This is a genomic window from Moraxella bovoculi 237, assembly GCF_000696305.2.
In the GTDB taxonomy this organism is placed as follows: domain Bacteria; phylum Pseudomonadota; class Gammaproteobacteria; order Pseudomonadales; family Moraxellaceae; genus Moraxella; species Moraxella bovoculi.
The window spans coordinates 1-24,588 of the sequence record NZ_AOMT01000030.1 but is presented as its reverse complement, the minus strand read 5'-3'; the positions used below and the strand labels follow the sequence as shown (position 1 = coordinate 24,588).

Below are 24,588 nucleotides of genomic sequence, written 5' to 3'. Positions count from 1 at the left end.
TGTGTGTGTGTGTGTGTGTGTGTGTGTGTGTGTGTGTGTGTGTGTGTGTGTGTGTGTGTGTGTGTGTGTGTGTGTGTGTGTGTGTGTGTGTGTGTGTGTGTGTGTGTGTGTGTGTGTGTGTGTGTGTGGTTCATTTTGCGATTTTCCATAGCAATTGTCAAGTAAAATTTTTTATTTTAACAAATTGTTTGATAAACATAAAGCCCATTTTTGGCAAAAAATAAAGGCGTACCATTTAGCACGCCTTTATTTTTAAATTACAATTAACGCCTAGCCACGAACCGCTTTTACCGCTTCACCCACCGCCTTTTTGAAGCGAGTGATGACCTCTTGGCACTCGTCCGTAGTAATGGTGATTGGACAAAGCAGACGAACCACCGTACCGCCACGACCACCACGCTCTAGCAGTAGTTTATTATCAAAGCAAGCTTTTTGGATAGCGACCGCAAGCTCACTGTCGGCAGGGTATGACCCCATGTGGTCGGCGGATTTGCGCTCATCGACGATCTCAATACCCGTCATCAGACCACGTCCACGCACATGACCGATACAGGGGAATTCTTGTGCAATTTTACGCAGTTCATCGCGCAAAAACTCGCCTTGAATGCGTGAGTTTTCGACAAGGTTATTGTTGGTGATTTGTTCTAGAACATTATAGCCTGCCGCCATGGCTAGCTGATTGCCACGGAAAGTACCTGTATGACCTGCTGGTGCCCATGCATCAAATTTTTTGTTAATGGCAAGCACGGCAAGGGGTAAACCACCGCCCACCGCCTTAGACATAACGACCACATCAGGGACAATATCGGCGTGTTCAAAGGCGAACATCTTGCCAGAGCGAGCAAATCCTGCTTGCACCTCATCTAGGATAAGCACGATGTCGTGTTTGGCAGTAACCTCACGAATTTTTTGTAGCCATTTTTTGGGCGCAGGGACAACACCGCCTTCGCCCTGAATGGCTTCTAGGATAACGGCAGCGGGTTTTACCACACCACTTTCCACATCTTCGATGAAGTTTTCAAAATAATAAGTTAAAGCGTCCACACCCGCTTCACCACCCAGACCCAGTGGGCAACGGTATTCGTGTGGATAAGGCATAAACTGCACGCCTGCCATGAGATTGCCCACTTTTTCTTTAGCGGATAAGTTGCCTGTCATGGCAAGCGCTCCGTGCGTCATGCCGTGATAACCGCCAGAGAATGCGATGACATTATCACGCCCTGTGTAGGTTTTGGCAAGCTTGATGGCAGCTTCTGTACCGTCAGCCCCTGTTGGACCGCAAAACTGCAAGACAAAATCTTTTGGAAAGAATGATAACAATTTTTCGGTGAATGCGTCTTTGATTGGCGTAGTGATGTCAAGGGTGTGCAGTGGCAAACCGCTTTCTAGCACGTCTTTAATGGCGTTGATTGTGGCAGGGTGATTGTGTCCTAGGGCTAGCGTACCTGCTCCTGCTAGGCAGTCAAGGTATTCGTTGCCTTCTACGTCAGTAACCCAGCACCCTTGTGCTTTGGCAATGGCTAGGGGGAGTTTGCGTGGGTAGCTACGGACATTTGACTCCATCTGGTTTTGACGAGTCAAATAGTAGTCGTTGGTTGCACCGTCTTTGGGGGCTGTTGGGGCATGATTTACAAAATGAACGCTCATATCGGATTACCATCTCAGATAAGGGTTAAAAGAAAAACCTATGAATACAATCTCAATCTTATCAATCACATATGAAAATTTGATGACTGCATCCCTAAACCCAAACCCAATTTATCAACTAAAATTTGGGTTTAACAAGGTTTGGCGACGTTCGGCGTGTGGTTCAATGAAGTTAGGAATGATAGTTAAGAAAAATCCATTGCACACCAGTTTTGCAAGAGCAATTACCCTACTGTCTTTATGGAGATAAAATAAGGCAATTCAACCGCTTGCACGGCAATACTTTTGAAAATTAAAACAAATGTAAAATCATTAAAATTAAAAAAGTGGCAAATTATAACACACAGGGAAAATTTGGCAAGGATTTTATGATCAAAATCTAAAAAAGGTTGCTCAAAATACACTAAAATAAAAACACCGCCAATCGCTTGACGGTGTTTTTTTAATCAAATCAGATTAGGCAAGTTGTGCTACGCTGATTTTGTCTGATTTCTCGGTGTACTCAGCCATTTGGTCGAAGTTTAGGTAGTTATAAACTTCAGCTTCCATAGACTCAAGCTTACCTGCATACGCCATGTACTCTTCTACGCTTGGCAATTTACCAAGTACAGAAGCGACAGACGCAAGCTCAGCAGAAGCTAAGTATACATTTGCACCTTGACCTAGACGGTTCGGGAAGTTACGAGTAGAAGTCGATACCGCTGTAGAGTTAGGAGCGATACGAGCTTGGTTACCCATGCATAGTGAACAGCCTGGCATCTCGGTACGTGCACCTGCTTGGGCGTAAGTGTTGTAGTACCCTTCGTCCATCAGCTGACGTTCGTCCATTTTGGTCGGTGGCGCGATCCACAGACGAGTGGTTAGGCTACCTGCTGGTACTTCAGACAGAAGCTTACCTGCGGCACGGAAATGCCCGATGTTGGTCATGCATGAACCGATGAATACTTCATCAATCTTATCGCCTGCAACTTCTGATAGCAATTTGGCATCATCAGGGTCGTTCGGGCAGCATAGGATTGGCTCTTTGATGTCGGCAAGATCGATCTCATAAACTTTGGTGTATTCTGCATCAGCGTCGGCTTTTAGTAGGCTTGGGTTGTCTAACCATTTTTGCATGTTCTCAGCACGACGAGCTAGGGTACGAGCGTCGCCATAGCCTTCGGCAATCATCCATTTTAGCATGACGATGTTAGAACGCAGGTATTCAGCCACTTTCTCTTCTGATACCGTGATCGCACAGCCAGCAGCCGAACGCTCAGCAGATGCATCAGACAATTCGAATGCTTGCTCAACAGTTAGGTCGTTTTCCATCTCGGTTAGGTCAATCTCTAGGATACGACCAGAGAAGATATTTTTCTTACCCTTTTTCTCAACAGTCAAGTCGCCTGCTTGGATTGCATAGTAAGGAATGGCGTGTACTAGGTCACGAAGCGTGATGCCAGGTTGCATTTTACCTTTGAACTTGACAAGCACAGACTCAGGCATGTCAAGTGGCATCACACCCGTTGCAGCAGCGAACGCCACCAGACCAGAACCCGCTGGGAATGAAATACCAATTGGGAAGCGAGTGTGTGAGTCACCGCCGGTACCTACAGTATCAGGCAGTAGCATGCGGTTTAGCCATGAGTGGATAACACCGTCGCCCGGGCGTAGAGATACACCACCACGGTTCATGATGAAATCAGGTAGCGTATGATGAGTCACCACGTCAATCGGCTTAGGATAAGCTGCGGTGTGACAGAACGACTGCATCACTAGGTCAGATGAGAAGCCCAGGCAAGCCAAGTCTTTTAGCTCGTCACGAGTCATCGGACCTGTGGTATCTTGTGAACCAACAGTAGTCATCTTAGGCTCGCAGTAGGTGCCCGGACGGATGCCTTGACCTTCTGGCAGGCCACATGCACGACCAACCATTTTTTGAGCCAAAGTAAAGCCCTTTCCTGTGTCAGCAGGTTGATCTGGGGTGCGGAATAGAGTAGATGGCTCTAGACCTAGTGCTTCACGCGCCTTACCTGTTAGGTTACGACCGATGATTAGGTTGATACGACCGCCAGCACGCACTTCGTCTAATAGTACAGGAGTTTTTAGTTTAGACTCGGCGATTTGCGAACCGTTTTTGAATGCAGTTACAGTTGCGGTTTCGTGGTCAATTTTTAGGGTAACTTCGTCACCCATGTTCATGTCAGCAACATCGATCTCAACAGGTAGCGCACCTGCATCTTCCATGGTGTTGAAGAAAATCGGAGCGATCTTACCACCTAGACACACACCGCCGTCACGCTTGTTAGGGATGTGCGGAATGTCGTCACCGAAGAACCATAACACAGAGTTAGTCGCTGATTTACGGCTAGAGCCTGTACCCACAACGTCGCCCACATAGGCAACAGGATTACCCTTAGCGATTAGGTCTTTGATTTGGCTTAGTGGACCAACTTCTCCATTTTTTTCTGGGTTAATACCGTCTCTGGCATTTTTTAGCATGGCGTTGGCATGTAGTGGGATGTCAGGACGACTCCATGCATCTTGGGCTGGAGATAGGTCGTCTGTGTTGGTCTCGCCAGTTACTTTAAATACAGTAATGGTCATCTCGCTAGGCACGTCTGGGCGGCTGGTGAACCACTCGCCTTCTGCCCATGATTCTAGTACTGCTTTGGCGTTGGCGTTGCCTGCTTTGGCTTTTTCTTCTACGTCATGGAACGCATCGAATACCAGTAGAGTCTTCTTAAGTGCTTCGGCAGCCAATCCACCAAGCTCAGCATTGTCTAGTAGGTCAACCAATGGCGCAACGTTATAACCACCAAGCATCGTGCCTAGTAGATATACTGCGCGCTCTTTGGTGATTAGTGGTGAATTTGCTTCACCTTTAACAATAGCGTTCAAAAAAGCAGCTTTAACGTAGGCAGCTTGGTCAACACCTGCTGGTACGCGATTCTCTAATAGATGAACCAAGTATTCTTCTTCGCCAGCTGGTGGGTTTTTTAGTAGTTCTACCAGATCTGCTGTCTGTGCGTCGGTCAATGGCTGTGGTGGCACACCTAGCGCTTCACGCTCAGCGACGTGGGCTCTGTATTCAGTTAGCATTTGCGACATAGCTTTATCTCCATGTGAGGTCATAAGTGCTTGATAGTGGTTATCATTATACAAACAATTATCAAGTGCCTAGACGTTGATTTTACAGGCATTTTCGCCTAGATTTATTCTTAATTATAATAACTGAAATTTGGCATAAATTCAAAAAATTATCTCTCATAACCAACATTTATTTAAAAAATGGTTAAGGATTTATCATTCCTAAATACAGTTCGTCCATATCCCATACAAGCAAAATACCCGCCCCAACCCTGAGATTTATAAATCATCTCAAGATTAAGGCAGGATTTGTTAATAATGGTCTTCTATAAATAATTGCAGACAAGCACGAATCCCTTTTATAACAGGGAAGGTTTTAAACAACAATCGGGCTTATATCGAACAGTATAAAGAGTCTTAATCCCTTTTATAGTAGGGAAGGTTTTGAACATGAGTGGGGAAAGTGGTCAAGGCATAATCCCGAGTCTTAATCCCTTTTATAACAGGGAAGGTTTTAAACAACAATCGGGCTTATATCGAACAGTATAAAGAGTCTTAATCCCTTTTATAGCAGGGAAGGTTTTGAACAAGAACAGCCTTGCAACAAAACGCAAGCTACGAGTCTTAATCCCTTTTATAACAGGGAAGGTTTTGAACTCCAGATTATTATTCAAGTTACTACTAAATAAAAGTCTTAATCCCTTTTGTAACAGGGAAGGTTTTGAACCAACCATAACGTTTTATCGTGGTGGTTATCAATGTCTTAATCCCTTTTATAACAGGGAAGGTTTTGAACCATGTTCCGCGACATCAACAGCGATTTTGATAGTCTTAATCCCTTCTATAACAGGGAAGGTTTTGAACGCACCTAAAAAACCAATGGATAAAAGAAGAGGTGTCTTAATCCCTTTTATAACAGGGAAGGTTTTGAACGTAAATTTGCCGAGCTAGACCGTGATACATATCCGTCTTAATCCCTTTTATAACAGGGAAGGTTTTGAACTGTGCTCTACCTTTGTAGTGCTATTTACACTTACGTCTTAATCCCTTTTATAACAGGGAAGGTTTTGAACCAGGCAAGGGTAATCACGCCAATGGTTGCGATTGTCTTAATCCCTTTTATAACAGGGAAGGTTTTGAACGCAAAAAATGCAACGAAAATACAAAATTCGCCCGTCTTAATCCCTTTTATAACAGGGAAGGTTTTGAACGCAAAAAGGAAGCCCACGATGGGCTCCAAAAAGTCTTAATCCCTTTTATAACAGGGAAGGTTTTGAACCTGCAATCAGCCGATAAGGATGTCCGTCTGTGGTCTTAATCCCTTTTATAACAGGGAAGGTTTTGAACCCTTGCAAACCCTACTAGACACATCAGACTTTTGTCTTAATCCCTTTTATAACAGGGAAGGTTTTGAACCAAAGCTATGTTAAGACATTTGAACCACAAGAAGGTCTTAATCCCTTTTATAACAGGGAAGGTTTTGAACTGCACTCATTTAAAAATAACGAGTAAAATCAAACGTTTGCAGATCAAATTTTTGTTCAAAAATTGTTTAATAAAAGTTAATGTAGATTAAGGAAGCCTAAATAATTAAAAATCCTTAAAAAACAATAACTTATAAATTTGACACCGACTAGGATTATTTATATAAAACCAAGTTATTAAATAGTCGACCAACGTCAAATTATCGGTTATTTTAACAAGAATCATCGCAATCCACAAGCATTTTACCACATGATTTGACCCCCATTCTCGCCGAACAGCTGTATGTTTGGCGAGCGGTTGCCTTGAATGTGTGCATTTTCTAATGATTCCGTTTCATATATCTTAACGTCATCCTCCTTTGTGATGATTGTCTTTAGTCGTGCGATGATGGCGTCCATATCGGCAGCCCTGAGCGTGGCAAAATACACCGAACGCTGTATGGGTATTGCATGGCTGCTAATAAGCCGATAGACTTTGGCAAGACGTCTTTTGCAAGATATGTCGTAGCATATCAAAAAATTCTTAGGTGTCTTTTGTTTGTATGGCATGGCTGATTACGCTCCGCTTTTGGTTAAGTCTTGCATAAACATGAGTTTGGTTTGGGTTTTGTTTAGTCTTTTTAAGAATATATGAGCATGTCTATGGGCTTGACGCTGCAACTTTGGTTTTAGTTTTACCCAATGGCGATAAAACACTGCTCGCCCTGCTTTATTCATGGTACAAGCATACTCACCGTCGAAGTCGAACATCTCCAAGTCAAATTCCTCGTCTTGAACCAATTGCCAAACCCACGCTTCAATGTCCGCCCGCCCAATCTCGGCAAAATCACAAGCCAATGACTGTCGCCCATAAGTCTCGTCATGCAGAATCCCCAAGAACGGATCTAGCCCGATGGCATAGAGCGACTGCTCATAAAGCTGCGTCATGAGTGTATAACCCAATGACAAAAGAACATTAATGGGGTCTTTTGGCGGTCTGCGGTTACGAGTGACGAATCGCCATTTTTGATCAAAAAATCTACGATATGCGCCAAAAAATAGCTGCGCTGAGCTGCCCTCAACTCCTCGCAGGCTGTCAAGGCTGGTCGGTGTTATGCCTTGATAACTGTGAATCAGCTTATCCATCACTGCCTGTAGCATAGCATCCTCCGACAGCGATATGTGTCCAGACAGCTTAACCAACAGCAGTGCTTGACGGCGTAGCTTTAACCGAATCAGGCGAGTCGCCCATGCCAATCTAAGCGCTTCACTCTGGCATAGTTGATACTGATGAACTCTTCTTGATACATTACCCCTAAAATTCCCGATCAGACGGCACGCCTGCCCCGTGCGACGTGTCGGTAACACACTAACAGTGATATCACACTTGGCGAGCTTGGTCAGTAGCGTACTACTCATCGTAACACCACACCCTATCACCAGTGAATCCATCTGAGTGAATGGCACGCTGATGGGATGCACAAAACTCTCATGACGCACCATGAGACGATTACGTTCACTATATAGGTGAGCATCCTTTTGATCTATGACAAGTGTTTTGATCATCGTCGCACTCCATCTCAAACCTGATCAGCCGATGTACATCCAGTCATCATCGATGCTAATACGGTTGACTGACTGATGGCTCCAATGGCTGCTCTTGATGACAAACAAACAAAAAGTATCGTCCTCGATGACGTCATTGACATCCAAGATCAATTGTTTCTTTTGAAGTGGTGAAAGCTGGCACTCGTAGGCAGATTTTTGATGGGTTATGCTATGATTCTTTAGAAGCTGACATACCTGCCCACGAATACGCTCATCTTTGATATCATACGCCACCAAATAATCTGACATTACCCCTCCTATGATACAATATTTCTAAACGTTAAGTTGATACGGCTATTTCTGACTTTGGTTTGTTTTGGGACGCTGTGCTGCCAATGGTGCTGCAGTTCGCCTGCCATGACCAACACACTGCCGTGGTGGAGTGGGATTTCTAGTTTGGTGGCATGGTCGTCTGTCAGACGCAATAGGAATCGCCTGCTTTCGCCAAAATTAACGGACGCAATCATGGGGTTTTTTCCCAATTCTCGCTCGGCATCGGTATGCCAACTGATGTGGTCGTCCCCTGTGCGATACCAGTTGAGTAGTACGCTATTAAAACGACGTTTGCAGATTTTGCCAAGTTCATCGTTTAACGACAATAGTTTGTCCGTCCATGCCTTAGGCTCTAAGGTAATGCCCGAGTAAGTATAGGGTTTATCACTGTCGCCATACCATGCCGAAATGCGTGGCAGGCGATGTTCTTTGCCGTACATTTTGATGGTGTCTTGGTGCCATTGGATGTTGGTAAAGGGCATCTCATTGATATTTGGCTCGTTTTGCCAGTCGTGAGTATGATGATTAACCCCATCACACGCTAAAAAATAATCCACAAACTCGTCCGCCGCCTGCTTGTCAAAATAAGCAGGCGCATAGTATAGCCGTCCATAAGGCACGTCAATGACAATACCCCTGCCACCATCGTGTGCGTGAGCGTCAAAAGGCGTGCCTTGGAATTTGCCACTCGTAATCAGATCTGTTGGGGCGGTGGGTGTGTCAAAAAATAAATCCATGATATTTTCCTTATAAGATTAAGCCACTTGATGGTTGTAATAATCATTGTTGGCACTTAGCGCCATATGAATGGATGGTGCCGTACTGGTTTGCCAGCGGTTTTGAATAACACGATAAGAATAATGCTCCACGGTGCGAGCGTAAATGGTAGGATTGGCATTACCCACAAGCAAGGCAGACAACTGGCGAAAGCCCTTATAGCTGTCCGAATAGTTGGGAGCAGATGCGATGACAATATTCTCACCTTGCGTGGCGTGAATCTCACGCACCACCGAGCCTAGACTCACTTGCACGCCCACCACATCTAGCACATTCGAAAACAGATGCAAAGTAGTACTGACATTGCTCTTGATATGGTTTGGTAAATGCACTTGGGCAATCTCCACGCATTGAACACTTAACGTCAAATCCATGCCGAGCGCGTCCGCACGAGCAGCGATCAACTCTCTGGCATTTTGTAACGCCAAGTTAGATGGCTCCAAAAGGTGGACATTCAAGCTGACGTGACAGCTGACATTTTTGGCAATAAAATCAAGCACTGCCAACGTCGCCACACCCTGACCACAACCATAGTCGACGATATTTAGGTGTAGCGAAGAGTCATCCATGCTGATTTGCTCATTAAGAGCAGCCATCATGCTTTGATAGTGCTGCATGGCGTAGGCGGCAGTATAAAACTGAGTCTCAATATCGCAACTCAAAGGACGCTTAGCACGATTCGTTCTATTAACAAATGCATTGTACGTTAGACGAGAGCGGTTATTTTGATACGCATGAACCGACTGCTCGTAGTAGCCCTGAAAAGAAGTGAAGTTAGCAGCTTGAGTGTTTTGGATTTGATTTGACATAATACACACCTTTTTAAGTTATCTAAATTTGATGCGTATTATGCCGTGTGCTTATAGATTTTTAGGGTTTTGTAAGCTTATCTTAGCTGGTACTGTCCAAGCCCAAACACCGTCCCCTTGCCGATATGCAGCCACTGCCCTAAATGCAGATAATGGTATAGTCGCTCGCTCACACCGTGCAGCTCAATCCGCCCCACCAAACCATCCTGAGGAATAACCCGATGTTGGCGATGAGAGAAGCGAGACCAAGCCCGATAGGATAAATAACACTCACCAGTGACATTCTCAATATCCTGATAAACGGATTTAAGCTCATCATCATCTGGCTTATCTCCATATACCGCCGATAACTGCACATAACGGCGCATCAATGCCTGACAAAATAGTGAGACGGCCAAATCCTGTGAATTCAAGAGCTTGCCGTGATGCTGTATCCGCGTGGGCGTAAATAGGTCTAGGATAAGCGCGGTGGGCGGCATGGGTTTGATAGGGCTACCGAAAGGGCTGTCAAATTTGCTCATGCCGATGAATTTGGCAGTCGCTTTGGTTTTGTCTTTTTGGTCAAATCCCACCGACAAAGCTCGTCTCCAAGCCAGCTCTATCATCATCTGCTCGCTGTGGGCGACTTTGCCAATTAGCGTCATATAAAAATAAGCCGTCTGCCCTGCCTTGATATGGCGCGGCAAGCTGTGGGCTTCTACAATAAAAGGTGGCGGTGTGTCTTGCTTGCGGTCATGCGTGTGGGTTTGGGGTGGGTCAAACAATGTGCGGTATAGACAATCCCCCTGACAACGACAAGATCTACCATTGGCAGTGGGGCAAGCCATAGATTTTAGGGCGTGCCCAAACATTCCACGTAGTGCAGAACCTGCATAGCTTTGCAAATGTATGTCATTATCAGCGCAAAAACTGATACGGTAGCGGGTGATATTAATCATACTTGCCCCTAGTAACTTTTTGATAGCCAGTAAGCTTTATCAATCGTTCGCATGGCGGGTAGCTGGTGCCATATCACGTCTGTATGCCAGTTTTGGGTGCGGATATTATTTGCAAAATCAGTAAGCTGCCTTCTCATCGCATCTTGCCATTTGCTTTGGGTCGCAAAAATCTGTACGCCGTCTTGCCATACGCCTTCACGATTTGCCTTTAAAAGCCCCTTATCCGTCAATAGCTCCACCGCTTCAGATTTGGTAAATCCGCCCCTGCCATTTGGCTCGCCCTTCACCCATGTATCAAGCATAATCCACACATCAGGCTTACACCCAACCAGCCAACTTCTGTCTTCTATATCAATGCCGTTATCCACCTGCATGCCGTTGTACATGGTTGCAGATACCACATCAAAATCACCGACAATATAATGCACCAAATGATAGACAACGTCAAGCAGCGCCCCACCACCTGCTTTTTGGCGGTCGCCGCGCCATTTTAAATCAGGCTTATCAATCGCAGCTTGCAATCCCTTACCCAAATGCAAATGGGCGTGTAACTCTTGGATTTTGATTTTATGTTTTTGTAAAAATTTAACCAAAAACTGATAGCTGGCGTGCTGACGGCGTTGAATGGCAGTTTGTAATTCACAATGAGCATTGTGGGCAGTATCCATAAAGGTTTTGGCTTCTTGATAGTCTCGCCCCAATGGTTTTTCTTTTAACAAGGGTTTGCCCAAAGCCAAAATATCCGCCCAAATACCGCCATAGACATCGTGGGGGAGTGCCAAAATCAATGCATCAAACGCCAATCCGCTCGCCTTTAACTCATCAAGCGATTGAAAGCACTGTAAGTTTAACTCGCCAAAACGCGCGCACACTTCTTTGTGGCGGTCAGTATTACCGTCAATTCCTGCAATAATTTGAACATCTTGATGACCCACACTCGCATCCAAATGTTCAAACGCTTGATTGCCCAATCCAAAAATAACCGCCTTAATCGGTGTATTCATATCAATGCCCCCACATACTGCCACAAGTCATGTCCAAAATCGCCCCTGACATATAGCGACTATGCTCACTTAACAAAAACGCAATCCCTTCGGCGGTTTCTTGGGGTGTGCATAATCTACCAAGTAGACTTTCTTTAGCAATGGATGTTTGACGCTCCAAGCTCCAATCTTTGGCCATCTCGGTAATGGTTGTACCTGGTAGCAGCAGATTGACACGGATGTTATCTACCCCTAGATTTCTGGCGCAGCTTGCGGTTAAGCCATGCAAGGCAGATTTGCTGGCGGCATAGCTTGGCTTTCTAGCACCGATATAGCCGACAGGCGAGCTGACATTGACGATGCTGCCCCCACCAGCTCGTTTCATCATCGGGGCGACCAGTTGAATTAGGCGCAGGGCAGACGTTACATTGACATCGAAAGACAACTGCCAATCATCAAGCGACAATTTATCCACCGTATCGCCCACCGAAATGCCTGCCAGATTGACAAGTCCCCACACAGGCGGTAAACCTGCCAACGCTTGCTCCACTTGCTCTACCAACGAATGATCAGATAAATCCACACACAGGGTTTTTGTCTTGTCATCTGCCACCAATGGCAATCTCTCATCCTGGCAATCAATCGCCGAAACGTGTAGCCCTAGACCGCTTAGATATTCACAGCACGTCCTACCCATGCCACCGCCAGCACCTGTTACGATGATTGTTTTGTTATTTATATCATTAAATTTCATGATTTTGCCCTTTGTTTGTCAAATAAACAAATTGTTGCCATACGTTAATCAATGCTTGCTTATTCAAGTCATCTTGCAGTAATTGCACAAACCCTCGATTGTGTAACTCTACCTTTTGCCACGTTTGGTCAAATACGATAGGAGTAAGGCGGATTGATTTGCTCTATGTTAAATATCGCTTGGGCTTTTTTGATAGTTTCATCACATACCTGATAATCCACGCCTTGGATTTTTTGGCAATATTGATACAGACGGCTTGCCCACAGATATTCAAACAATAACCGACCCTCAAAAATCATCATCGCCTCATAAAATTCATCGCTTGCCTTTTTTAGGTCATTTTGGTTTGGGCTATGAATGCCGTGTACCCCCCCCACAATATACCGCTTGGCATGGTTTTTAGACCCACAGCGGACGTTTGATTGATACCGTTCAAATCCACAAACGGCAATAACACCCTATCTGACAACAGCGCCAAAAAAACAAAAACGCATTTGCGAATGTAGCATCCTGCGTGATACTCCACAAGTTCAGGCTCTAACGACAACGCCCGCTCAATCTCCTGGTAACTAGAATATAGCAAAGCTTACGCTCGCAAAAACTCACCATGACGCTACAATGCTGACGCCATAAAGTTATATTGGCGTGCCTTTTGCCCGCTTTGTAGTGGCATGAGATGATACGCCATTTGAAAACGGCCTAACGCTTCTTTGGGTGTATTGGCTCGTAAAAATATCTCTGCCAACGCCCCATATCCCTTTGCTACATCAAAATGACATAAAAACCGCCTAGCCAATGCCAAATAATACAAGCACCACGCTTTTGCCAACTGCCAATGCCCTGTACGGGTATAGGCTTTTGCCATGCCCAAACTACTATCAAGGGCGCTCTGTTGCCAGTTTGGCTCATTCATCGCCTGCCTAAAGAGTCGAGAGCCCGATGATAATCATGACCATAAAACGCCTGCCAGCCGTCTATGCTATGTTGGTTGGCGAGTGGTAATTTATCCTTAATATCATCTTGCTGCAATCTAGACAATAGTTGACTTGCCCAAATATTTAGTTGGGCTTTTATGTCATTGGGTTGTTTTTGAGATATAGGCTCGCAATTCTTCATATTTGCCCAAATATTTTAATTGGGCGATTTTATCAATATGAAACGCCAGTTCAAATTCGTTCATGATTTTTCCTAATTGATGATTTTTGCCAGTTTTTTGACATGGAATTCTTCCAAGGCTGCCTGACACTCATCCAACTGCTCGGCGGTCAGCTCCACACCACGCAAATGGGGCGGTATGGTTAATGACAGATGAATGTAACGCACGCCCAGATCGTTGATTTGGCTGATAATATTGATAGGCAATGTGCCGATGATGACATCACCTGACCGTAATTCATCAAAATCTAACAAATGGGGCAAATGCACATCAAAATGCACACCATTAGCACCTGCCCAATCCAATGCACCAATATGGCGAGTAATAAAATAAGTAGCCATAAAATATCCTGTGAAAAACGTCATAATGGGATATTATGACGTTTTTTGAGTGGAGTGTGGGGAATGTAAGCTTATTTTTTGTTATCTAGTAGGTTTGAGAAGCGTTTTTTTAAACTCTGCTGAATACTGCTTTCTTTATCCAAGACTCTTTTAATGTCTTTATTTTGATTGCCCAAACCATGAACCAAAGCATTACGAATATTAGACAAAAATTTAAAACCGTCTGCCTCTCTTAGTGTGCTTCTTGCTTCTTCACGGTCTTCATAGCGGTTTTCATCTTGCTTTTCCGAGAATACTTTTGCTGAAATCATACCTTCCATAGCAAAAACAACGGCACGAACGTAATCTCTACGATTTAAATATTCTTTTGCCAATTCTTGCTCTCTAAGACCCCGATTGCTCTTTTTAAACCATTGCAATCTTTTGGTTAATTGTGGTTTAAATAAATTAAACAATGGTGAGTCATCAAACGCATTTAACTCCTTAAAAATGGTATCTAGTTTTTGCTTGGCATTACTGGCATTGGTTGTTCTTTCATAAAAAGACGCTTGCCTTAATAAATCGGCACTAGATTGCTCAATTCCTTCTTTAACTAATAATTCAAAAAATACGCCGTAATCGCCGTCCTTATCAAAAGTATTGAGTGCATCAATCCAATCCAACATAGACAACATGCCATTGACATCAATAATAGGACAAGTGCCGTCTTCATCTTTCATATCAAATGCACCATAATAAATATTTTGTACATTGATATTTTTAATGGTTTTTAAAAATCTAGATGCAACCAATGCCAGCATAGGCAAATGGCGAAAACCATGCGTAACATCTAAGACTACATTTTCATTATCCGCCAAATTCTCAGCTATGACAGACAAAACTTCTACTTGTTCCGCTAACTTTCTGGCATACGGGATAAGTACACATTTCACTTGTGCCTGATATTGCTCGCTCAAATATAGCTCAAATGGTTCTAAATCCTGCTTAGTTACTCTGACTTCTTCTACTTTTTCGCTCAAAGACAACCATTCTTGCTCCAAGCCACTATCGCCACCTTTCTCCAAAAATACGTCCCAAACACTACCTGTCGTGCCAAGCAGGATTACCTTGTTAGGCTTTATGGCTTTTATTAGAGAAATACTGACATATTTTTGGGGATAATCCACACCATCAAGCCGATAAGTAGTTTCTTGATAGCCCCGACTTTTACCATTTTGGTCTTTTAGACCCGTGCCTAAAAAACTAATTAATGTTGTCATTTTTACACACCTTGTTTAACGATATTTTTCAATAAATTTAAAAGCCTTTTTAGCATTTTTACCTGTATCATCAGCCAAATTTTTAACAAATTCTTCCTTTTCAGCTAATATACATTTAACTAGACTTTGGCAATGCTCGTCATCCCCTTTCTTCAATTCTAACTTTTCAAGAAATTTATTAATATCCTTACTTAAACTTTCTGTTAATTGCTCATCACTCAATATAGAAATCTCTTTTTTAATATGTGCCAATGGGTCATTTTTATCCATAGGTTTAATGGCATTAAAGCGTTTGGTCATCTCGTCATTCAATTTTTCATCAATTTCAAAATACCCATATCCATTACTCCCTTTTGCTCCCACGCCTTGCTCTTGTAGCATTTTGGTGAGTAGCATTTTGGCAAATTTTGCCCATTGTGGTTCGCCTTCAATGCTAAAATAAAACCCCCCTTGAATCGCGATTTGTTGGTTGGGAATGGGATTTTCAATATCTAAGGCTTCTTTCATTTTGCCTTGATAATATTCCTGATGATGTACGGTTACGATTTCGCCAATAAATGGTCTGGCATTTTCACCTTGCAATAGGTTCATCTTAGTATCAACAGGAGCAATCCACCACGCATCATGCCAAATCAAATACCCAGCATTGCTGCTGTCATCTGTACCAAACAAAATATCCAAAATGTGCTTTTTGTTCTCTTGAGTAACAATTTGACCATCACGGTAATGGATATTGTTATTTTCATCACGCTCAGCAAATAACTGCTCGGTATAGTGACGTACTGCCCCTTTAATACTAGACCCTGCAATCATCGGCATACCGTAGGTGTGGTGTGTCATCGCCCCTGTTTCTAGCGTTTGACCCAATGCCAATCCTGTAAATAATCGCCCATTGATTTTGGCGGATAGATTGGCAAAATTGTCATTTTGATAGGTCAAATTCAACCAACGATGAAATGCCAGTAGATACAATTCATCTGCCTTAACTGATGATATTTTGCCAATCAATTCTTTTTTAATAGGCTTTTCGCTGTCATCGTCCCACTTTCGCAGTCCACGCTGAATCAGCAGTCCTGCGTGAGCCGTGCGAAAATCAGGATATAATCTGGCTAAATTTTGTCGCATTAACGCTGTCATTTATTCTCCCCTTTTAACAAGGCTTGGGTATAACGTTTTAACCAACCAGATGCTTCAATGGCTTTACGGCTTAAAAGCTGATATTCTTGAACATTGGATTGTAGAATTTTTTGATAAAACTCTTTTTCTTTATCTTTATAATTCAATAACTCCGCCAAATGTGCCAAAATCAGTTGATGATGACTTTCATTTTTTGCCATTAAAAAACCAATCGCTTGTGTTAATCCTGCTTGCAAAATCATTGTAGGTAAGTTTAAAGCAAGTGTGCGATATTTGCTTTCTATGTCATTACCTTTCAAGCTATCAACCAAAGGATAAGCAGGCTCTGCATATTTTTGGGTACGAGTTTGCATATCACGCTCCTTTTTTGGCTATTTCATTGATGAGCAAACGGCACAATCCACGCCCTACGGTATGTTTACCGCCCACTTGAATGTTTAATTCATCTGTTGGCAATAATTCCGCTAATTCAGTTGCGTCTTTTTTATTATCTTTATCACGAGATTGACTTACGCCCAATACACCCCACAACACGCTATCGGCAGGCAAGTTTTCTTCTGTCCATAATGCACCGTCTTGCACCACACGAGTTTCACGATTGATACGAATACGAGTACGAATCTCAGTCGCTGTATCTGCCAAAAATGAGAAAATATCATCAGGCAAAACCACAAAACGGCTTTTGACCGCATTACGCCATCCATCAGCATTTAATACCAAATCTGGATATAAGGCATTAACAATCATATCGGCAATCTTTCCAGCTTTTTCATTTTGAACAGCCTCAATATCCAAATCTTCTAGGGCGATCTGATTGCCAATTAATAATGTACTACTAGTAATTAACGCCTGATTGTCATTAATGTTTGGAATATCCAAATCAACACCGACATCACGTTGATATTGACGCAACACAAATGGGCAGGTTGCATATGCTACCGTCCCTGCAAATGAACGAATCGGCAACAATAATAAATGAGCATCACCAAACGCAATCGCCCCTGCGTGGTCGGCATTTTCGTTTTTACCAAACAGCGTGTTAATGTCTTTATCGCTAATCTTGCATTGTGCTTTTAGCTCATCACGTAATACGCCCTTGATGGCAGAGCCTGCCACAATCGGTAAATTGGTTGCCTTAGCACGCATAATTGGCAAGTCCACCACGCCCACGCCTTGACCTGTGCCAACGTGTAGAGCAGATAAATTTTGTAAATAAAAAATACGAGTTTGCATCATAAATCCTTGTTAAAAAATAAAAATTAAACGTGAATATCAAATGGTAAATGGAGCAATCAGTGCCATACCAAAACCGTCGTTTTGGTCGTAACGGTCATCGGCAAGCGATTGACACAGTCGCTGTAATGTCGGTATATCCAGTTTGTCAGAACATTTAAACCAATACACCGAACCTGCTGGCACGGCTTTTCGTGTGGCTTTGGGTTGCCATAACAAACTATCCCACCCTGACACTGCTTGGAAGCGTTCCACTGCCACCGCTTGTAATTGCACTTTAACTTTACTATCAGGCAGTTCACCTGTCATCGTGTTTTCATCAATCCAGCTTGGCAAATAACCTTTGGCAAACACGCACGGCGTTAAAAATGTTAGGCTAAAACCACCTGCTTGGTTGATACTATCCAACAGAGCTTGACTTGGCTTGATAAAACCAACATCACTTTTGATTGATTTAAAATACGATAGCCGTCTTTCACCACCAAAAGCAACCATATCATCATCTAGGGTCTGCTCGGATAAAATCACAAATCCCAAACGATGCTCTTCAAACACTTTATCTTCTCGCTGATAGGACAAATCAAAACTTGCCGTCTGAAACAACTTACCGTCTTCTGATGAATCTGTCATATCATCTATGGCAACGTGCGTACGAATGTTGGTTGGGATACTTGCTAAACCATTATTTTTAATGTCATCATAGGTCAATGGTTTATTATTTTGCCATTTGATTAAATCATCAATATGCCAAAAATTTACCCCTGATTTTGGTTTGCCTTTTATACTTATCGGTTTGCCATTTATATCAACGGTTTGCACATATTGTAAGCTCTTTGGCAAATCGCTACCGCAATCAGGCTCAATATCAGCAGGGGCAAGACGTACCAGATCAATTTTGCCTTTTTGCTCTTTGTCTTCTACATACAGAGCATTGGCAGGTTTTGGCACCAAAATATCAATGCTGTTTTGATTGACCCTTGTCAAATAAATGCCTTGACTTTTAATATCCAATACCTTTTTATAATCAGGGTCATCAATGCCACATCTGTTTTTATCAAAATCCACTTTCTTTTGGGCAATGGCGGTTGCACGCACCAAACCAGCCGCCGCACTTGGCAAAGGGAAAATCACATCTTGGGCGGAGCTTTGACTGGCAAATGGTTTGCCCGAACGAAACACCAATGGGGCAAGCGATTCTATTAAATAACCGTTCATCATTCTTTTCCTAAATCTTTTTGTGTTTTGGCGGAGAACCAACGAGCCACAATCAATTCATCTGCCAATTTGTCCAAACCAATGACTTCGCCACGCTCTGCCAATTCATCAATAATCGCTTTTTTGATCTCTTGACCGTTATCGGTACGAGCTTGTTTTAGCATTCTGGTTAATTCGGCTTTTTGAATGTTTTGCAATAAGTCTTTATTGCCTTCGGCAAAATCTTTGGTACACAAATAAATCGCACGAATGTCATAAGCGATACGGCTTGGAATTTCTTTTTTACGATAAAACTTAATAAATTCCTTAAATACTTTTAGCCCCTTTTCATCACTCCAATTATAGCGAAGTTTGGTATCATTACCCGAACGAATGGACAGCAAAATCCCCAACGCATCACGGCGTTCGTTAATTTTTGAGGTTTCATTTTCAATATGGTCGCCTTTGGCATGTTTTTCAGCTTGACTGGCAAGCTCACGAATCACACTCAGCGGCGTCATGATATGACAAATTGCCAAACCGACTGATAATGTTGGGCTTTTATCCACATTCAGCTGACCTGCTATCTCTGCCAAGCTTTGTAAAAATGATTGTTGCAAATCGTTGGCACACTCATACGCCTTATCCAACGGTACAAAGCCCAACACATCATCGCCCCCTGCATAGATACAATGACCGCGATGATTTCGCATAATCTGACTCACCCCACCAGCAAAAGCAGATAAAGCTTGGGTAATCGCTTGGTGTTCTTTTTGAGATTTGGCTTTATCCAGCAACTCGCCCATACGGTCGCCGTCTGCCCGTAGCAACACGCCATAACGATACGGTTCGCCATATTTTCGCCACAATGGTTTTAAGGCGGATTTTAATTCATTCGCCCAATCCACAATCGCATCATCGCTACCTTGCCATTCACGGATTAACGCATCAATACGAGATGAGTACAGTAGCTGACCGTCATAAGCAAAATTTTGGTAAATCTTGTCATTGCCCCTTACACGGGTTGCCACACCAAGGTTTTCCAACTCTTCGTAATTTTCCTTAACTTTGGACAAATCTTCATTGTGTGCAATCAGTCGCTCAATCCAACTGTCCGCCATAACACGGCTGATGGGCGTAAATTGCTCCGCTTTTTCTTTAAAGCCCAAACGCTTAATCACGCCCACCGTATCTAATTGTTCGGATTTGGATAAGGATAATTTTAGGCGAGTTAGGTTTTTTAATGAGTCATCTTCTTTTAGTACCGTTTCTCTGATGCCGTCCAAAGATGACTTTGGAATCATCAACTGACTATCATAAGGCGTTATGGCACTTGGATTAAAATCACGGGTTGCTTTACGACTTGCCAAAATCTGACCTGCTTTTTGTGTAGCACTGATATAATCATCAGTGATTTTCACCCAAGCGGTTTGAATTTCTAGATAATCACCTATTTGTTTATCCCAAATGTCCTTTCTTAAATCTTTATCAGCAGTAGGCAAATCACGCCAAGCATTATCTGCTTCATTTTTAAAACGCTCATTTACTGCGTCCTTGGCTTCGTTAATCACCAATTTTAACCGCTCTTCATTATCAGCGGTAATGACAGCTTGGATTTTATTCCCCACCGAAAATTCAGAGTTTTCTTTTAAATCATCATCATTTTCCACATAGGGGAAAATAAGTTCTGCCTGACTGTCTTTTAATGATTTGGCACAGGCTTTGGCAAGTTCGGACAACAACCAAGACCCACTCCACAAATCACGACTACGGCGAGCGGACGCAATAAACGTCTGCACGGGCCCTATGGAAAATATCACGACATATTTTGACATTAGTTATTCCTTATTTTATAAAATAGTTTAAAAAAGCGTCTAATGGGTCATTGCCATTTTCCTGGATTGGGTGAATATGCTTGGCTTTGTCCTGCTCCCAAATCGGGTATTCCATCCCATTTATCTCAACTTTTATTTTTAAAATATCCTTATAGGGCAACACCAATGCCATTACCTGATAATGACTGCCAACTTTGCGTGGACGGATAATCAGCGGACTGGCTAGACGTTCGCCAATGGCAGGATTGACCGTTGCATTTACCGCTTCTTCTTGGTGTGAGTGAAATAAAATTGGCAAGCCAAATGACGCTCTTGGAAACATATTCCCTGCCTGATGTACAGGCTCGTGTTTTTTATCATAACCCAAGTTACGTTGAATACGTCTTAGAGCATCAGGCTCTGGAAAACGGCTACGCCCTGCGGGTTTTTTCATTTTTTTGGCTTCATCGGACGGCTCATTACGCCCCACGCCTGCCTTTTGGCGAAAATCAGATAATTTTTGAATACCTGCCGCCAATGCTTGTGTACCTGTTGAACTGTTACTATTACGCACCACCAAACGACAATCCGCTTGCTGTACATCATCATTCGTTAAGGCATGGCAAATTTGCGGAAAATCTTGGCAAACATTCACACAAATTGCTCCCAAGCCCTTGCGACTGCGAAAACCCAATCCACCAAAATTCGCCCACCATTGCAAGGTTTCAATGATTTGATTTTTAATGGTGTCATCATTGGCAATTTGTGGAGCGAATGCCACTTGTAAATCAAGCTTAACATTGTCTGATTTTAATAACTTATGTGGTTTTTTGCTGTCATCAGTCTCATTGTAAGCAGGAAATAACACATAGCGCAAACCACTCAATGACCCATCGTCATAAGCAATCAAATCATTATCACCGACACGCTTTTTGGATAGATTGATAACTTTAAGTAGAACCTTCCCTGCCTTACCCTCGTCATCACTGTTGCCCATACCACCCCAAATGTCCTTTTCTTTTGTGGCAATGTCATCAAGTTTCCATTTATGTTTGGCAAGCAGTCGCCACCAAAAACGCAAATTCCCACGAATGCTACTGGTACGAATCGGCATATGTCTATCCACAACTGTGGATTCCACGCCACCGCCATACATGGGGGTTATCAGCTCACAGTTTAAGGTGTGCCATGTGAGTGGATTTGGTTGCTGATTTAGCTCTTCTTCGGTCAACGGAACAATTTCTTGACCTTCTATCGTCTTAGGTACATCTCTAACCATTTTATTACTCCTCAATAATCGTGATATTTTTTGCAGGAACATTTAAATGAAAAGGTTTGCCACGCTTACCATCAATATTGGCAATTTTTATTTTTTTGGCAATTTCCAAACCCAACTCTTGAATCAAAACTGAATTGACATGATTGGTTGCACTATTAAACTGTCCTTTATCAATATCAATAATATCTACATCTTCTATATCAAACACTTCTTTTTTCTTGATTTTGTGATAATAAATATTAAAATCCTGAGTTAATGTCTGAATAACTTTTAAATTTTCTGGACTAACATTAGGGTCTTTCATTTTTGCTTTTGGTGCTGATATATTCTGCTCTTTTCTGGTCAAATCGGCGAACCAATAAAAGAAAGCAAAATGCTTTGCATCTAATGCGTCTATTTCTTTGCCATTAACGACCAATTTTTTGTTGGGTACATCTACGGTTAGTTGAATTTCTTTAAAGGACTCGTTGATAGAATCAACCACTTCACTAAAACTCGCCCCTTGTTTTAATTGGTGCTTATCAGAAATGGCTTCGCTCATCCGCACAAACGGAATATTAGCCAGCCAAATTTGTGCGTCTTTGGCATTGAGTTTTTTGCCTGTATGTCTTTGGGTTACATAATAATCCGTCTGCGTTGGGTAATAAAAACCCATCGCACTTTCAAACTCGCTATCCACCAACACATGAGACATGCTGTCTTGGGCACGACCATATAAGGACAGAGCATAGCCAGCATAGAACCCCATTGTCTTGCGCCCACCTGCGATAGAGACATGCAGACGAACATTATCATCTTGGGTAAAATTACGCACCTGTTGGCAGATTAGATTGGCGGACAGTTCATTATCACCGGGTGTTTTTAGGTCTTTTAGTGGCGTGCCGTCTTTTTGGATAACGCACAGATGATTTTTGTCAAATGCTACCTTTGCGATGATGGGGTAGTCTTTTTTGAATTGTTCAAAAACCCCTTCTTCAAACAGTGTCGCCTTGATTTGGTTTAGTCCGTCATCAGTACTTAGCACCCAAATCTCATCAGGAACAAACCGCTCATCATCTGCCAAATTAGGGTCGCACGCCAACGCCCACACCGTCTCGGTGATGATCTGCGGGGTCATGCCCGTTACTAGAAAAAGTACATTTTTCATCTAATCATTCCTTATTTTCTATCGTTATCATTGTAGGACAGCAGTTACAAAAATACAATATATCATCACAGAATTTTTATACTGCCTTAAGTTGTTTACGTTTATACCACATTCTGCCGCCACGCCCGCATTCATCACGGATTGTAGTTCTTAGCTCACGGGTATTTTGGTTAGTCTGACGAAGCATCTCTAACAACTCTGCTTTTTTAGGATATAAGCAATCCAACTCCAGCTTGGTTTCGTCCAGCCATATATATAACTCCGCCAATTCATCACGAATCACTTGGCGAGCCTCGCCTTTGGTGGTGTCTCGCTGCGCCTTTAGCTCACCAATTCTCTGACCGATCTCATCACGCTTGGTCTTAAAGGTTTTTACCATTCTTTTATACACCTCATAGTCTCGGTATTGGCTTTTTGATTGCTCAATAGATGCACCATATAAGATGATGTATTTTTGAAAGTGGACGCTGTCATTCGCCGCCTTTGACGCTCATGCCCTTGAGTCGCGGTGGCAAGCTCGGCATCTATTCTCTTGCGCGCCTGATTGTGCGCCATGATGCTTGTGCCCAATTTTACTGCTTCTGCTGCGAGTGTACCTGCGACCATTAATTGCATATTTATTCTCTTTTGTTGATGTTGTTGATTGATTTTTACCAGTTCGTGCTTTTGAGCCATGCGTTGCTCATATCTTTCGCCAACAGCCTTCACCACCTCAGTGGTTGCAGACAAAGCATCGATTACATTGATAGGATTTTTCATAATAGCACCTATTCATCTAACTTATTTGATGTTAGCATTATGACAACAAAGTCTCTTAATTTGGGGTTTGATAAGCTTACAAAAGTGAGCATACTCACTAAACTTATTTAATCACAAGACAAATCAACATCTGCCCACAAATTAAAAATCACTATCAGCAAACGACCCAACCAATCTTGATCTGTTGTATGATACATCTGAATGAATTTCTCGAGTGGTTTCGTAAGCTTATCTCGACTAGCGTCAATCGGTGTCATAGCCGCAAAAAGCATTTGCAATTTGGCAAAAAATCATTAAAATAACCATATCGTCTTGGACGACAAGATGCCGCTTGATTATTTAATAGCTTGTTTTTTTGAATAATCCTAATGGGTGTCAAATTTATAAGTTATTGTTTTTTAAGGATATTTAATTATTTAGATTTCCTTAATCTACATTAACTTTTATTAAACAATTTTTGAACAAAAATTTGATCTGCAAACGTTTGATTTTACTCGTTATTTTTAAATGAGTGCAGTTCAAAACCTTCCCTGTTATAAAAGGGATTAAGACGAGAGAACCCCAGTGTTGGTACCCCGCTTCATGTTCAAAACCTTCCCTGTTATAAAAGGGATTAAGACTTCATATTGTAGCTTTACGGTTTCAGCTCTTAGTTCAAAACCTTCCCTGTTATAAAAGGGATTAAGACGCACAGCAAGGCTCAGCTCGCTAGAAAAATTACGTTCAAAACCTTCCCTGTTATAAAAGGGATTAAGACCTTCTTTTGGGTTTCCGTTGCTATCTTCGATGGTTCAAAACCTTCCCTGTTATAAAAGGGATTAAGACTTACGGAGACCTTATGAATACAGATGTAAGTAAAGTTCAAAACCTTCCCTGTTATAAAAGGGATTAAGACTGAGCTGATAATAACCACAAAAATCATATTTTGATGTTCAAAACCTTCCCTGT

General features: G+C 42.6%; 24 protein-coding genes and 2 CRISPR repeat arrays. Of the genes, 1 reads left to right on the top strand and 23 read right to left on the bottom strand.

Annotation, left to right across the window (positions count from 1 at the left end; translation table 11 throughout):
• Positions 1-270 precede the first annotated feature (270 nt).
• The 12 genes from MBO_RS08145 to MBO_RS08090 form a co-directional block, all read right to left on the bottom strand.
• Positions 271-1,647 carry a diaminobutyrate--2-oxoglutarate transaminase gene (locus MBO_RS08145; RefSeq protein ID WP_036366587.1) on the bottom strand — a complete coding sequence of 459 codons (1,377 nt, stop codon included), beginning with the start codon at positions 1,645-1,647 and terminating at the stop codon, positions 271-273.
• 456 nt (positions 1,648-2,103) lie between these two features.
• The gene (locus MBO_RS08140) at positions 2,104-4,728 is read right to left on the bottom strand and encodes a bifunctional aconitate hydratase 2/2-methylisocitrate dehydratase (protein ID WP_036366598.1); all 2,625 of its coding nucleotides are present in this window, start codon (positions 4,726-4,728) and stop codon (positions 2,104-2,106) included.
• Between the two features lie 472 nt (positions 4,729-5,200).
• A CRISPR array of direct repeats spans positions 5,201-6,202; the repeat unit is 36 nt; unit sequence GTCTTAATCCCTTTTATAACAGGGAAGGTTTTGAAC.
• A 241-nt stretch (positions 6,203-6,443) separates the two neighbouring features.
• Entirely contained in the window at positions 6,444-6,749 is a 306-nt protein-coding gene (gene cas2, locus MBO_RS08135) for a CRISPR-associated endonuclease Cas2 (RefSeq protein ID WP_080702241.1), read from the bottom strand.
• 6 nt (positions 6,750-6,755) lie between these two features.
• Positions 6,756-7,745, bottom strand: a complete 990-nt coding sequence (gene cas1, locus MBO_RS08130) for a CRISPR-associated endonuclease Cas1 (RefSeq protein WP_052585397.1) — start codon at positions 7,743-7,745, stop codon at positions 6,756-6,758.
• 24 nt (positions 7,746-7,769) lie between these two features.
• Positions 7,770-8,036 (bottom strand): CRISPR-associated endonuclease Cas2, encoded by a 267-nt coding sequence (gene cas2, locus MBO_RS08125; protein ID WP_036366585.1) that lies wholly within the window; start codon positions 8,034-8,036, stop codon positions 7,770-7,772.
• An 8-nt stretch (positions 8,037-8,044) separates the two neighbouring features.
• Complete coding sequence (locus MBO_RS08120) at positions 8,045-8,797, bottom strand: alpha-ketoglutarate-dependent dioxygenase AlkB family protein (protein ID WP_080702240.1); 753 nt, start codon at positions 8,795-8,797, stop codon at positions 8,045-8,047.
• Positions 8,798-8,815: 18 nt separating this feature from the next.
• Entirely contained in the window at positions 8,816-9,646 is an 831-nt protein-coding gene (locus MBO_RS08115) for a hypothetical protein (protein ID WP_036366581.1), read from the bottom strand.
• Between the two features lie 77 nt (positions 9,647-9,723).
• On the bottom strand, positions 9,724-10,584 hold the full coding sequence (gene cas6 / locus MBO_RS08110; protein ID WP_036366579.1) for a CRISPR system precrRNA processing endoribonuclease RAMP protein Cas6: 861 nt from the start codon (positions 10,582-10,584) through the stop codon (positions 9,724-9,726).
• An 8-nt stretch (positions 10,585-10,592) separates the two neighbouring features.
• Positions 10,593-11,588 (bottom strand): Gfo/Idh/MocA family protein, encoded by a 996-nt coding sequence (locus MBO_RS08105; protein ID WP_036366578.1) that lies wholly within the window; start codon positions 11,586-11,588, stop codon positions 10,593-10,595.
• Between the two features lies 1 nt (position 11,589).
• Positions 11,590-12,321, bottom strand: a complete 732-nt coding sequence (locus tag MBO_RS08100; protein WP_052585396.1) for an SDR family NAD(P)-dependent oxidoreductase — start codon at positions 12,319-12,321, stop codon at positions 11,590-11,592.
• A 128-nt stretch (positions 12,322-12,449) separates the two neighbouring features.
• Positions 12,450-12,698, bottom strand: a complete 249-nt coding sequence (locus MBO_RS08095; RefSeq protein ID WP_036366576.1) for a hypothetical protein — start codon at positions 12,696-12,698, stop codon at positions 12,450-12,452.
• Positions 12,699-12,934: 236 nt separating this feature from the next.
• Positions 12,935-13,186 carry a hypothetical protein gene (locus MBO_RS08090; RefSeq protein WP_160169682.1) on the bottom strand — a complete coding sequence of 84 codons (252 nt, stop codon included), beginning with the start codon at positions 13,184-13,186 and terminating at the stop codon, positions 12,935-12,937.
• On the opposite strand from MBO_RS08090, the gene MBO_RS08085 reads away from it, so the two are divergent.
• Positions 13,185-13,334 carry a hypothetical protein gene (locus MBO_RS08085; protein ID WP_160169681.1) on the top strand — a complete coding sequence of 50 codons (150 nt, stop codon included), beginning with the start codon at positions 13,185-13,187 and terminating at the stop codon, positions 13,332-13,334. The genes MBO_RS08090 and MBO_RS08085 overlap by 2 nt on opposite strands.
• Before the next feature lie 175 nt (positions 13,335-13,509).
• Here MBO_RS08085 and csx16 read toward each other — a convergent pair whose 3' ends face one another.
• The 11 genes from csx16 to MBO_RS08030 form a co-directional block, all read right to left on the bottom strand.
• Positions 13,510-13,818 carry a CRISPR-associated protein Csx16 gene (gene csx16, locus MBO_RS08080; RefSeq protein ID WP_036366572.1) on the bottom strand — a complete coding sequence of 103 codons (309 nt, stop codon included), beginning with the start codon at positions 13,816-13,818 and terminating at the stop codon, positions 13,510-13,512.
• A gap of 71 nt (positions 13,819-13,889) precedes the next feature.
• Positions 13,890-15,077 carry a TIGR02221 family CRISPR-associated protein gene (gene csx2 / locus MBO_RS08075; RefSeq protein WP_036366570.1) on the bottom strand — a complete coding sequence of 396 codons (1,188 nt, stop codon included), beginning with the start codon at positions 15,075-15,077 and terminating at the stop codon, positions 13,890-13,892.
• A 15-nt stretch (positions 15,078-15,092) separates the two neighbouring features.
• On the bottom strand, positions 15,093-16,049 hold the full coding sequence (cmr6, locus tag MBO_RS08070) for a type III-B CRISPR module RAMP protein Cmr6 (RefSeq protein ID WP_160169680.1): 957 nt from the start codon (positions 16,047-16,049) through the stop codon (positions 15,093-15,095).
• 161 nt (positions 16,050-16,210) lie between these two features.
• Positions 16,211-16,567 (bottom strand): type III-B CRISPR module-associated protein Cmr5, encoded by a 357-nt coding sequence (cmr5, locus tag MBO_RS08065; RefSeq protein WP_036366568.1) that lies wholly within the window; start codon positions 16,565-16,567, stop codon positions 16,211-16,213.
• Position 16,568: 1 nt separating this feature from the next.
• The gene (cmr4, locus tag MBO_RS08060) at positions 16,569-17,447 is read right to left on the bottom strand and encodes a type III-B CRISPR module RAMP protein Cmr4 (protein ID WP_036366567.1); all 879 of its coding nucleotides are present in this window, start codon (positions 17,445-17,447) and stop codon (positions 16,569-16,571) included.
• Between the two features lie 39 nt (positions 17,448-17,486).
• Positions 17,487-18,662 carry a type III-B CRISPR module-associated Cmr3 family protein gene (locus MBO_RS08055; protein ID WP_036366565.1) on the bottom strand — a complete coding sequence of 392 codons (1,176 nt, stop codon included), beginning with the start codon at positions 18,660-18,662 and terminating at the stop codon, positions 17,487-17,489.
• Positions 18,662-20,476, bottom strand: coding sequence for a type III-B CRISPR-associated protein Cas10/Cmr2 (gene cas10, locus MBO_RS08050; protein WP_036366563.1), 1,815 nt, complete (start codon positions 20,474-20,476; stop codon positions 18,662-18,664). Before cas10 ends, MBO_RS08055 begins: the two co-directional genes overlap by 1 nt.
• A gap of 10 nt (positions 20,477-20,486) precedes the next feature.
• On the bottom strand, positions 20,487-21,734 hold the full coding sequence (gene cmr1, locus MBO_RS08045; protein WP_052585394.1) for a type III-B CRISPR module RAMP protein Cmr1: 1,248 nt from the start codon (positions 21,732-21,734) through the stop codon (positions 20,487-20,489).
• 4 nt (positions 21,735-21,738) lie between these two features.
• Positions 21,739-22,881, bottom strand: coding sequence for a CRISPR-associated ring nuclease Csm6 (gene csm6, locus MBO_RS08040; protein WP_036366561.1), 1,143 nt, complete (start codon positions 22,879-22,881; stop codon positions 21,739-21,741).
• Between the two features lie 76 nt (positions 22,882-22,957).
• On the bottom strand, positions 22,958-23,260 hold the full coding sequence (locus MBO_RS08035; RefSeq protein ID WP_036366559.1) for a hypothetical protein: 303 nt from the start codon (positions 23,258-23,260) through the stop codon (positions 22,958-22,960).
• Entirely contained in the window at positions 23,254-23,640 is a 387-nt protein-coding gene (locus tag MBO_RS08030) for a hypothetical protein (protein WP_036366558.1), read from the bottom strand. Before MBO_RS08030 ends, MBO_RS08035 begins: the two co-directional genes overlap by 7 nt.
• A gap of 516 nt (positions 23,641-24,156) precedes the next feature.
• Positions 24,157-24,535: a CRISPR direct-repeat array (repeat unit 36 nt; unit sequence GTTCAAAACCTTCCCTGTTATAAAAGGGATTAAGAC).
• Positions 24,536-24,588: the final 53 nt, after the last annotated feature.

Coding starts and splice junctions, on each gene's coding strand:
- MBO_RS08145 (WP_036366587.1), bottom strand. CDS start 1,647: ATGAGCGTTCATTTTGTAAATCATGCCCCAACAGCCCCCAAAGACGGT.
- MBO_RS08140 (WP_036366598.1), bottom strand. CDS start 4,728: ATGCTAACTGAATACAGAGCCCACGTCGCTGAGCGTGAAGCGCTAGGT.
- cas2 (WP_080702241.1), bottom strand. CDS start 6,749: ATGCCATACAAACAAAAGACACCTAAGAATTTTTTGATATGCTACGAC.
- cas1 (WP_052585397.1), bottom strand. CDS start 7,745: ATGATCAAAACACTTGTCATAGATCAAAAGGATGCTCACCTATATAGT.
- cas2 (WP_036366585.1), bottom strand. CDS start 8,036: ATGTCAGATTATTTGGTGGCGTATGATATCAAAGATGAGCGTATTCGT.
- MBO_RS08120 (WP_080702240.1), bottom strand. CDS start 8,797: ATGGATTTATTTTTTGACACACCCACCGCCCCAACAGATCTGATTACG.
- MBO_RS08115 (WP_036366581.1), bottom strand. CDS start 9,646: ATGTCAAATCAAATCCAAAACACTCAAGCTGCTAACTTCACTTCTTTT.
- cas6 (WP_036366579.1), bottom strand. CDS start 10,584: ATGATTAATATCACCCGCTACCGTATCAGTTTTTGCGCTGATAATGAC.
- MBO_RS08105 (WP_036366578.1), bottom strand. CDS start 11,588: ATGAATACACCGATTAAGGCGGTTATTTTTGGATTGGGCAATCAAGCG.
- MBO_RS08100 (WP_052585396.1), bottom strand. CDS start 12,321: ATGAAATTTAATGATATAAATAACAAAACAATCATCGTAACAGGTGCT.
- MBO_RS08085 (WP_160169681.1), top strand. CDS start 13,185: ATGCCCAAACTACTATCAAGGGCGCTCTGTTGCCAGTTTGGCTCATTC.
- MBO_RS08090 (WP_160169682.1), bottom strand. CDS start 13,186: ATGGCAAAAGCCTATACCCGTACAGGGCATTGGCAGTTGGCAAAAGCG.
- csx16 (WP_036366572.1), bottom strand. CDS start 13,818: ATGGCTACTTATTTTATTACTCGCCATATTGGTGCATTGGATTGGGCA.
- csx2 (WP_036366570.1), bottom strand. CDS start 15,077: ATGACAACATTAATTAGTTTTTTAGGCACGGGTCTAAAAGACCAAAAT.
- cmr5 (WP_036366568.1), bottom strand. CDS start 16,567: ATGCAAACTCGTACCCAAAAATATGCAGAGCCTGCTTATCCTTTGGTT.
- cmr4 (WP_036366567.1), bottom strand. CDS start 17,447: ATGCAAACTCGTATTTTTTATTTACAAAATTTATCTGCTCTACACGTT.
- MBO_RS08055 (WP_036366565.1), bottom strand. CDS start 18,662: ATGAACGGTTATTTAATAGAATCGCTTGCCCCATTGGTGTTTCGTTCG.
- cas10 (WP_036366563.1), bottom strand. CDS start 20,476: ATGTCAAAATATGTCGTGATATTTTCCATAGGGCCCGTGCAGACGTTT.
- cmr1 (WP_052585394.1), bottom strand. CDS start 21,734: ATGGTTAGAGATGTACCTAAGACGATAGAAGGTCAAGAAATTGTTCCG.
- csm6 (WP_036366561.1), bottom strand. CDS start 22,881: ATGAAAAATGTACTTTTTCTAGTAACGGGCATGACCCCGCAGATCATC.
- MBO_RS08035 (WP_036366559.1), bottom strand. CDS start 23,260: ATGGTAAAAACCTTTAAGACCAAGCGTGATGAGATCGGTCAGAGAATT.
- MBO_RS08030 (WP_036366558.1), bottom strand. CDS start 23,640: ATGAAAAATCCTATCAATGTAATCGATGCTTTGTCTGCAACCACTGAG.